The 9006-nt window shown below is 38.4% G+C and carries 12 protein-coding genes; 6 read left to right on the forward strand and 6 right to left on the reverse strand.

Features of this window, described 5'->3' with window-relative positions; all coding sequences use genetic code 11:
• Positions 1-79 precede the first annotated feature (79 nt).
• The gene (locus tag AC1EU2_RS15310; RefSeq protein ID WP_480299151.1) at positions 80-856 is read right to left on the reverse strand and encodes a Zn-ribbon-containing protein; all 777 of its coding nucleotides are present in this window, start codon (positions 854-856) and stop codon (positions 80-82) included.
• The gene (locus AC1EU2_RS15315) at positions 857-1183 is read right to left on the reverse strand and encodes a hypothetical protein (RefSeq protein WP_480299152.1); all 327 of its coding nucleotides are present in this window, start codon (positions 1181-1183) and stop codon (positions 857-859) included. It abuts the gene before it with no gap.
• Between the two features lie 147 nt (positions 1184-1330).
• Here AC1EU2_RS15315 and AC1EU2_RS15320 point away from each other — a divergent pair, with 147 nt between their 5' ends.
• The 3 genes from AC1EU2_RS15320 (at position 1331) to AC1EU2_RS15330 (ending at position 2778) form a co-directional block, all read left to right on the forward strand.
• A complete protein-coding gene (locus AC1EU2_RS15320; RefSeq protein WP_480299153.1) occupies positions 1331-1723 on the forward strand; it encodes a DUF3192 domain-containing protein in 393 nt (130 codons plus the stop codon).
• A 120-nt stretch (positions 1724-1843) separates the two neighbouring features.
• Complete coding sequence (locus AC1EU2_RS15325; protein ID WP_480299154.1) at positions 1844-2479, forward strand: GNAT family N-acetyltransferase; 636 nt, start codon at positions 1844-1846, stop codon at positions 2477-2479.
• Positions 2479-2778, forward strand: a complete 300-nt coding sequence (locus tag AC1EU2_RS15330) for an Mpo1-like protein (protein ID WP_480299155.1) — start codon at positions 2479-2481, stop codon at positions 2776-2778. The genes AC1EU2_RS15325 and AC1EU2_RS15330 overlap by 1 nt, the downstream gene beginning before the upstream one ends.
• Here the strand turns inward: AC1EU2_RS15330 and AC1EU2_RS15335 are convergent.
• The 4 genes from AC1EU2_RS15335 to AC1EU2_RS15350 form a co-directional block, all read right to left on the reverse strand.
• Positions 2762-3154 (reverse strand): VOC family protein, encoded by a 393-nt coding sequence (locus tag AC1EU2_RS15335; protein ID WP_480299156.1) that lies wholly within the window; start codon positions 3152-3154, stop codon positions 2762-2764. The two genes, AC1EU2_RS15330 and AC1EU2_RS15335, sit on opposite strands and share 17 nt — an antisense overlap.
• Entirely contained in the window at positions 3138-4145 is a 1008-nt protein-coding gene (locus AC1EU2_RS15340; RefSeq protein ID WP_480299157.1) for a hypothetical protein, read from the reverse strand. Before AC1EU2_RS15340 ends, AC1EU2_RS15335 begins: the two co-directional genes overlap by 17 nt.
• 1006 nt (positions 4146-5151) lie before the next feature.
• Positions 5152-5538, reverse strand: coding sequence for a DUF3301 domain-containing protein (locus AC1EU2_RS15345; protein WP_480299158.1), 387 nt, complete (start codon positions 5536-5538; stop codon positions 5152-5154).
• Complete coding sequence (locus AC1EU2_RS15350; RefSeq protein ID WP_480299159.1) at positions 5535-6545, reverse strand: DUF3549 family protein; 1011 nt, start codon at positions 6543-6545, stop codon at positions 5535-5537. The genes AC1EU2_RS15345 and AC1EU2_RS15350 overlap by 4 nt, the downstream gene beginning before the upstream one ends.
• A 513-nt stretch (positions 6546-7058) precedes the next feature.
• Here AC1EU2_RS15350 and AC1EU2_RS15355 point away from each other — a divergent pair.
• From AC1EU2_RS15355 to AC1EU2_RS15365, 3 genes are all read left to right on the forward strand, one after another.
• Positions 7059-7592 (forward strand): sigma-70 family RNA polymerase sigma factor, encoded by a 534-nt coding sequence (locus tag AC1EU2_RS15355; protein WP_480299160.1) that lies wholly within the window; start codon positions 7059-7061, stop codon positions 7590-7592.
• A gap of 47 nt (positions 7593-7639) precedes the next feature.
• Positions 7640-8272, forward strand: a complete 633-nt coding sequence (locus AC1EU2_RS15360; protein WP_480299164.1) for a hypothetical protein — start codon at positions 7640-7642, stop codon at positions 8270-8272.
• A gap of 220 nt (positions 8273-8492) precedes the next feature.
• Positions 8493-8696 carry a hypothetical protein gene (locus AC1EU2_RS15365; RefSeq protein WP_480299161.1) on the forward strand — a complete coding sequence of 68 codons (204 nt, stop codon included), beginning with the start codon at positions 8493-8495 and terminating at the stop codon, positions 8694-8696.
• The last annotated feature ends 310 nt before the right edge of the window (positions 8697-9006 follow it).

Genomic DNA, 9006 nt, shown 5'->3' on the forward strand with positions numbered 1-9006 from the left:
TTACCGCCAAATACAGAGACTTCAAGCTGGAAAATTCTCTAGAAAGTTGTGTTCGCTAGTCTTTTCTTTGGGATATTGTTTACTTTAGGTAATCCCATGAAATATTTGAAACTATTCGGCATTTGTCACATTTGAAATGAAATATGTCTAGCAGTGGTTGTTGTTGAAGCCAAGCGGTATTCCCACACTTAGGGCAAGAGCGCTTTTTCTCTTCTGCTAAGCTCTCACCGCCAATCTGATATAAATAATAATAAGTGGGTATTTTAGTCAAATACTCAATGCGCCCTCGTAAATCCCAGCCTCTACGGAATAAGTCACTTTCTGTCGAACTTAGCTCTGAAACTGCAGCAAATTCAGCTTTAGTCGCTGCAGCCATTTGTAGTTCATCACATGCTTGCCATTCAGTTTGCCAACGAATGATTTGTTTATGATCACCATTGAAGGTAGCAGGGGTTTGATAAAGCGGAATAGGTTGTAAAGTGTCACCATTGCGAAGTGGAGAACACATATGCACATAGCTAGTATAAAGTAACTGCCAGCTCGGAGTGTCTGTCGAAGATGTTTCAGAGTTAATATCTTGGCCAATGAACTTTTCTCTAGGTGCAAGAATATTCGCTGCAGTTAAACCTTCAAGCGCTTTTTTTACCCAAGGGCTATTGTAGCGTTGGCTTAAGCTGGACTTTTCAGGCGTAAGCATACGGCAACGAAATTCACCTTCATTGAAAGCCACAGCAAACTCACGACCTAATACCTGGCCGTTTGCTCTTAGTGCTTCAAGATAATTATTAATGGATGATTCTGCCGCAGAGAACGTTGTGTTATCAAAGCATTCAAAGCGTAATTCTATAACGTACATTTATTTTTCTGACTCTAGCTGAGTGATTCGGTGTTGCATTTGTTGATGCTGCTTAATTAAGTCTTCAACTTGTTTTTCTAACTGTTCAATTCTTGTTTCGAGTGAATTGTCTTTTGATTTTTTTTGAGACTGTGGTTGAGTTACTTTCTTCTCATGCCACTTAGAGCGTTGCTCTGGACTCAATGACTTAAATGATTTCAACCCACGAATTAAAAGAGGTAATGTAAATTGATTCTGAGTTCGAACTTTAAGTAAAGCTGTACTCGGTGTTTTTCCTTCTTGCTGAAGTTCAATTGCAGCTTGTACGATTTGGTCAATTTCACTCATGATGTAGTGATAATTCCTCATTTTTTAATATATTTGCATACAATAATTTATCGGTTTTAAGAAAAAACCTTTACTATCAATAGCTTTTTCTTATGGCATACATTCTGCTTGCCGTATGGCGGTAACGTACTATAAAGGAAGTTAAAAATGAAAACAAAATTGCTTGGATTAGCCCTACTTGGATTTACTGCTGTTAGCTTAACAGGTTGTGTTATTAATGTGGGCGATGGTGAGTATGATCATGATTATCAGAGCTGGGAAAAAAGACAAAAACAAAACAAACAGCATATCGCTCAGTTAAAATTAGGCATGACCAAAATGCAAGTTTTGGATTTAATGGGGCAGCCAGATATTAATGAAGCGTACTTAACGGAGAAGAAAGGCGAGCAAGCTGGAAGTGAAGTGCAGGTCTTATTCTATCGAACTCAACATAACCATTCAGACTCTAAAACGACCAAGGACGAATGTACGCCATTAGTTATTCGTGATGGAAAGTTAGTTGGCTGGGGTGATAACGCCTATCGATTTGCTAAGTTCTAAATTGTTCAAAAAATAAGTAATTGCACTTTTCCTTGGGCTTGATACATTGGGTTTAATTCCCGTACATATAACAGGAAGTAAGAGTACGGATGTTCGTGTGATCAAGTTCAAGGAATATCAATGAGTACACCCATTCTAGAAAAGTGCCGTGCGGTTTATCTTACCGCTGAAGATCTGCGGATTGCAGCTTCTCTTCTTTATAACTCCTATTATGATGATCCCTTTTTTATTGAGGTTTTAGGCTCCGATAATAAGATGGCTTACGAGCAGAAGCTTCGTGCAGCAATTCGTGAAGAGTTAAATTGCCTGTGGCAACAAGAGCAAGCATTGATCGGTTTGTTCGAAGATCAAAGAATGCTCGGTGTTGCCTGCATTATGACTCAAGAAGTGCCGCTCGGTGAAGACAGGTACTGGAATTGGCGATTGAAAATGATGCTGGGTACTGGGTGGCAACCAACGCAAGCTATGATGGATAAAGAATCACAAATATTGAAACATCTTCCTGGAAAGCATTGCGGTATTCTTCAATTTATTGCTGTAGCGCCAAATGAGCAAAATAAGGGTTATGGAAGAACGTTAGTCCACACGGCATTAAGTTGGTGTGACGAACAGCCAAAGGTAAATGGGATTGGTGTTTGGGTTAACCAAGATGAACATTACGAGTTATTCGTGAATACTGGATTTGAACCTGTAACTAAAATTGCCATTAATAGTGTTGAGGGAGAGTTGCTTTTCCACAGTAGAGGTGCGAAATAGTGGCACGAGAATTTACGTCGTTTAAAGAGTTTTACCCTTTTTATTTATCACAGCATGAAAATACAGTCTGTCGGTATTTGCATTACGTTGGCAGTATCCTCGTCATTTCTATTTTGGTTGTGTCTATTGCGCTACAGAATTACAAGTTGCTGTGGTTAATGCCGATTGTTGGGTATGGTTTTGCGTGGGTAGGGCATCTCTTTTTTGAGAAAAACAAGCCAGCCACCTTTAAATACCCTTTATACAGTTTTATTGGTGACTGGGTCATGCTTTGGGAATGGGTTATACGGAAGAAATGACAGTTTTCGCAATATTTTCATAATCAAATGAAGTTATTTCATATGGATTCCCGTCAGGATCTGAAAAATAAAATGACCATGAAAGGTCGTGGTCATATTCTTTAAACTCAATGTTATGTTTATTAAGCTGAGTTTTCCATTTCAAGTAATTCTCTGCGTCAGTTGAAAATGCAACTGTCGCCCCTCTTTTTGTAGGGTGATCGAAAAGTGCGATATGCACACCACCATTGACTAGAGTTAATGGTCCGCCTTCTTTAAACCAAACTTCGAGATGCGGCACGCGCGTAAATCCAAGAACATCATGATACCAATTTTCTGTCGTTAATCTGTCGGTGACATAAACATGAATATGATCAACTTTACTGAAGCTGGGCATGGTACTTCCTCTTTTGCTCTTTTATATCAGAAATGAATTGGTGTGGGTTGTCTAGCCCTAGGTAAATCCTATCGATTCCTACTTCTACTTGTCTAAGGTGAATTTCGATATTTGGATTTCCTGAAAAATTGAAGCGCTTGATGGTATCAGCACGCTTGATAAACACAGTATTTAGTTTGATTAACTTTATATCAGTGATGCTAAAACGATATGTGTTGTAAATACCGTATCTAATGAAAACCTTATCATCAACAATAGATACGGGTCTAATCTTCATAGCCTTATACTCTGACCAGAAGAAGGCTAAGCTAAATATTGTCAGTAGTGAAATCACATTTGCAGCAAAAGGTGACCACACAAAGTGCAATAACAAGTGAGCCAAAGGAATTTCGAAAAAGATGATTAGAATAAATCCCAGTGAGTTACTACTATTACCGTCTTTTCGCCAGTATGTGTAATGGCTTTGCCCATTAAAACTCTCGGGTTTAATCCTATTGGAGAAAAATAGGTATACCCACATTCTCGTTTCGAAAGTGAGGAGTTTTGCAAATGGACCCGTTCCGAACTGATTTTCTACGGTCTTTTCTATGTATTCGTCAGTATCTTGGTTGCGATTAATTGATGTTTTAATTGATGAATAAACTGTCCAAAGCGTAATTGCTTCAAACATAATCAAAGCGACTATCGCAAGGTATCTCAAACTTTCTAAGTATGACCAAACCAACTTATCATGCTCAGGGATAATGAAGCTGCCAATAAAAATCGATAACAAGAAAAACACAATAATCTTGTTATAGGCTTGTGAACGGTTTTCAGAGCAAAACCAGCAAATTGTAGGAAGAACGATTAAGCCATCTACAAGGAATAACCACTCATAGTTAGCTGCACCAAATTGATTGAAACTCGTGGTTGTTTGATAGTAAAACGCCCAAGAGACAGAAATAATGGCGAAATATAAAAGAGGAATATATTTTTTATTGAGCGTGATCAAAAGTTTCTTGGCATCGTTATTGTAGATTTATTCAAGAAACATAACTCATTGATTGTACGGAATACAAGCACACCAAGGTAAATCCGTCAAAAAGTTGTTAATTGTTCGAAACTTTTTATCATTTATGTCGCTCTATTATATAGAGAGGGTAAAGAACCTTTCTGAATACTACTCAAAATGAGAAAGTCTTAACACTGCGTAAGAGATATCTCACACGAATGTAAGAGAACCATCTGATATTTCCCCCGTAGATTACGCTATTCAAGTTTTTACTCAAAAAAATCGATTAAATACAGTCAATTAAATGTTTCATACTTGTTACGTGATATAGATCACCTTTTCTAAAAAGTTACTGTTTAGTTTTTAATCTGTATTTTTTGGGATTTTGAACTATTATTTGTTTCAGGGATGGCAATCAAAGCACTGGAAGCTTAGGACAAGCATCAGAGCGAAATGGATAGCCGCTCTATAAGGAGCAACCAAGGAATTTTTACTTCTTATTTGATAAAAAGTAAAGGTAAGTTGTTTAAGGATAAAGCAACTGTAGGTGGTTCGAAAGCCTGATAAGGATATCATCACGACAGGACGTTGTGAATTGTAAGGATACAGGCTTAAAAGGAAAAGCTCGGAAGCTGTTTTTAAAAGGACTTGTCGCAAGGAAGCAGTTAGCAAAGGATTTGTTAACAATCATCACGGAAGTGAAAACAAGGAAAGCTAAAAACAAGGACGAGTAGGTACAAGATGTACCGAAGGTTAGATTGTCACGGACGAATATCAAGGACGAACTTGGACACGCTTAGGATGAGCATGCTTGGTCAAGGGATAACCAAGGCTAGGGACAGTACGAAAGTACAGGGATTTCAAGGAACGGTCACGGACGAGAGACAAGGAAAGCCTGAGACGCATGGATGGTGCAGGGAGCACAATTATAGCGGGATAGCTTAACAGAGAACAAAAGGGCGTAATCTTCGGATTACGCCCTTTCTTTATTTATGAACAACAAAAGTTAACCTTTGTTTGTAGAACAACTTTTATGTGAGCCACAACAGCTACCAATTTTTCCACGAGATGCCGGTGCTTCCATCCAGTCAGGTTCAGGAAACACGGGCCAGTCAATACTTATGATTCTATTGTGTAACATCACAAATTCTGCTTGATAGCGATTGATTCCATCGGTGCTAAACTCAAGTAAAAATTTTGCTTTCCAGCATAAGCCTGTACTTCCACCTAGCGATGGCCGAGCAGAGGACATGGCAACAGATAATAGCTGAACTCGTTGTTTAGCTGATTCCCGCTCAGAAAATCGGCGGCTAGTCTCAGCCATTTGTCTTAATTGCCAGAAAAATGCGGCAATGAGTGCAATTCCTAGAATTAACAGTAAATCAGTCATCATGACATGGTCGCCCTAAATAGTCCCCCAATCGCTTGAGACAACTTAACACTGCGATTGGTATTTCGAAGTTCTAATAATATTTGTTCACGCAACAGCGGAATTGCCACGATATCAGCAAAAACTTGATTAAAAAAGCTCTGTGGTTGCATTGCCAGTGATTCTAGATACTGTAATCTCACTTTATCATCACGAAGCACAGTCCAGTTTCTTGCTGCAATCGTAATCAATGCTTCATCGGTTAAGGTTCTGTGCAGTAAGAACTTCACTGCTTTTAAACTCAGTTCATGGTCGCCCGATAAAGCTTTTAAAAATAGAAGTGCAAGCTCTGGTGTTGCGTTATTAAAGTTTTCAAATAGCTGCTGTGCAATGTTAGCCGTTACATCAATATGCTCTAAACACTGACATATGGCAGCTTGAAGCTCCATAAACTCAGATTGTAAGCCATTGATGATTTGCTGTTCGTGATCCAATGTATTTAAACGAACACAAATATCCGCTATACCTTGAAGACCGAGTTGTTGCCATTTTTCTTTCGGCATTTGACCTGTTAAATATTGGGTGGCCATTTCATACTGAGTCGATGCTGGCATTCCTAGCTGCTTTTTGACTAAGGCATTAAACAAGGCAAGTTTTTCTTGTGGTGGTTTAAAGCTAAATGGGTTATTAGCGAGAGCTTGTTGTTGTTCTTCAGTTAGTGACTTGGTTGGATCACGGCCAAGTGCCTCTAATATCATTTTAATGAATTGCTGACGAGCTGCTGGAACAAATAAGCCTTTTTCATCAAGTGCTAACTTTATAAACCAAATATAGTGTTGCTGATCTTCATTCCAGAAAACGACTGCAAATTGAGCATGACCTTGGATTGGATACGGGTAAGGGGCTTTTAGTGCTTCGATTTGGTGAAATGCCATCATATCTATGTGCTGAACACGGCGACCTAAATCGTAAACTTGAAATTGGGTTTTTGCTGTAGATAAAAATTGGCTTAGTGTAGTGATTTCAGTCATTAGTAAAATGCGATAGGTACTTCAAAGTTGCAAGATTGTATCACTTAAGCCAATTGAAGCTAAATACTTGAGCATAAGTTTCTTAAGATTTTATAGTGCCTATTTTTAGCTCTCTCATTCGTCGTCATGTCAGCTAAGGCTGGAGTCTTGCGTCATTCTCTTTTCTTCCTAGTACTGGCCCGCACAGGTATTACAAAGTGATTCAGTTCGATGTAACTTTGGTGGAGCTTAATGGACAGCCAAAAACTTTTTGCATCTTTTTTATTTTTTCTTCGTCTTCCTTGATGAAACCTACTAAATTTGAGGATGTATCATGAATAACGTTAACGAAGAAAAGCTAGACAAAACTTGTCAATGTGATTGTAGCTGTGACTGCCAATGTGCGGTAATTGACGGTCAATGCAAATGTGATGGTAAAGTTTCTGATAGTTGTAAGTGCGAAAACTGTAATTGTTAATTAATGTCATTGGATGCCAGCTTTTGCTGGCATGACGTCATTTGGCTGGGTATGAAATGATAGAAAAAATTTGGAAAGAGTTTAGCCATCAACTTTTAGCTTTTATTGTCAATAAAGTGAAGGATAAAAGCGTTGCAGAAGACATTTTGCAAGAAGTATTTATTAAGGTTTATCAAAAGCTTGATACTCTTGAAGACAGAGAGAAAGTTCGTCCTTGGTTATACTCGGTTACTCGGAACGCTATTTATGATTTATATCGCAAAAAAGCGTTAGACTTTTCAGAAATTGAACTGGATGAAATTGAATCAATTGTAGCGTTTAAAAACGAAAACTTAGACAGATGCATAGATATCTTAATAAAAGGTTTACCAGATGATTACAGTAGGGTACTTGATGCCAGTGAATTACAAGGTAAAAAGCAAAAAGATATCGCACAAGATCAAGGGTTAAGTTTGCCTGCTGTAAAATCAAGAATTAAACGTGGCCGAGTAAAATTAAAAGATAAACTTCAAGCTTGTTGTGATTTTGAGTTTAGAGCAGACGGTGGCGTTGAATCATACTGCCTAAACAAATGTGGTTGTAGTGAATAGCTAAGGCTTTTAATATATAGACGCCCATACTCATTGACCAAGGAATAATAATGAAAACAAGTACGGTCGTTTCCTGTCTATTGCTATCTTCTTTCTCAGTTACCGGTTTTGCTGCTAGTGATAACCTCCAGACAGGGCCAAAAGTGATAAAGCCTGCACCTTTAGTCAGTATTGCTACTCATGATAAATTTTTTAACCATTTAAAAGCGCATTGCGGTAAAGCCTATCAAGGTAAAGTAACGGTTGATAACCAAGATAACGGCGCTTTTAGCGGAAAAAAGCTAATCATGCATGTCAGAAAATGTACGGCCAATGAATTACAAATTCCGTTTCATGTTGGTGATGACGCATCTCGGACTTGGATCATCACAAAAACAGGTTCTGGCCTGAGTTTAAAGCATGATCATCGTCAAAGTAATGGTGAGTACGATAAATCTACCATGTATGGCGGGCACACTCTCGATGCTGGCTGGGAGTATGTTCAGTCATTTCCAGCTGATCAATATTCAAAAGAGTTATTTGTTAAACAAGGTATCCCACAATCAATTGGTAATACCTGGCAAGTTTATATATATCCTGAGAAATATACCTACCGATTGATTCGTCAAGGTAGAGAATTCAGAGTGGATTTTGATTTGACTAAGCCAATTGCAGCACCTGCAGCTCCTTGGGGATACTAGAGACCATATACGGCCTCTAGGGACCGTTTATCTTTCAGGATTAAATATTTGCACTGAATCAAGTCAATAATTTGGATAAGTGAACTTACATTGCGTAATTTAACATTGAAAGTGAAATTTGAAGTGCCTCACAATTTAACCAAACTATAACTTTGTTTAATGGTATGTTGTGGTTAAAATACGCTCGATCTGTGATGTGGTATTCGAGAAGAGAACTGAGATGTTTGAGTTGAGTGTGGTTACTTTATCAGCGTTGTCTTGTATTTTATTGGGGTTTAATGCCTATCACTCTGGTATGCCAGTTAGACGATGGGGGTTCGCAGGGTTGCTTCTTGGGCCGTTTGCTTATCCATTGTTGAATGCACATAAAAATATCGCTTATCGTAAGGCAGTACAGATAGGTGATATAAAGTTTAAGCCTTAATGCAGCATTACTTGCAAAAGAGCAGCATGTTGGGAAAACTCCCAACAATTGCTGATTCTTTCATCTACAATACTTTCTAATTCCACCAAGCTTTCGCAGAAACAACTTCAAGTTTATTCAAACCATCAGGTAGCTTAGTTTTTACTCTACGAGGCTTTGCAAGACCAAGAGCAAGTAAGATTGAGTTGATCATGGTGTGCTCCTTTATGCGATTTGAGACTGTTTGAATTCAATAACAGGGTTTGCGGCAGTTTGAATTGGTTGGAACTCAATAACAGGGTTTGCAGCAGTTTGAATTGGTTGGAACTCA

This window comes from Parashewanella sp. 2304DJ23-3 (assembly GCF_056591695.1).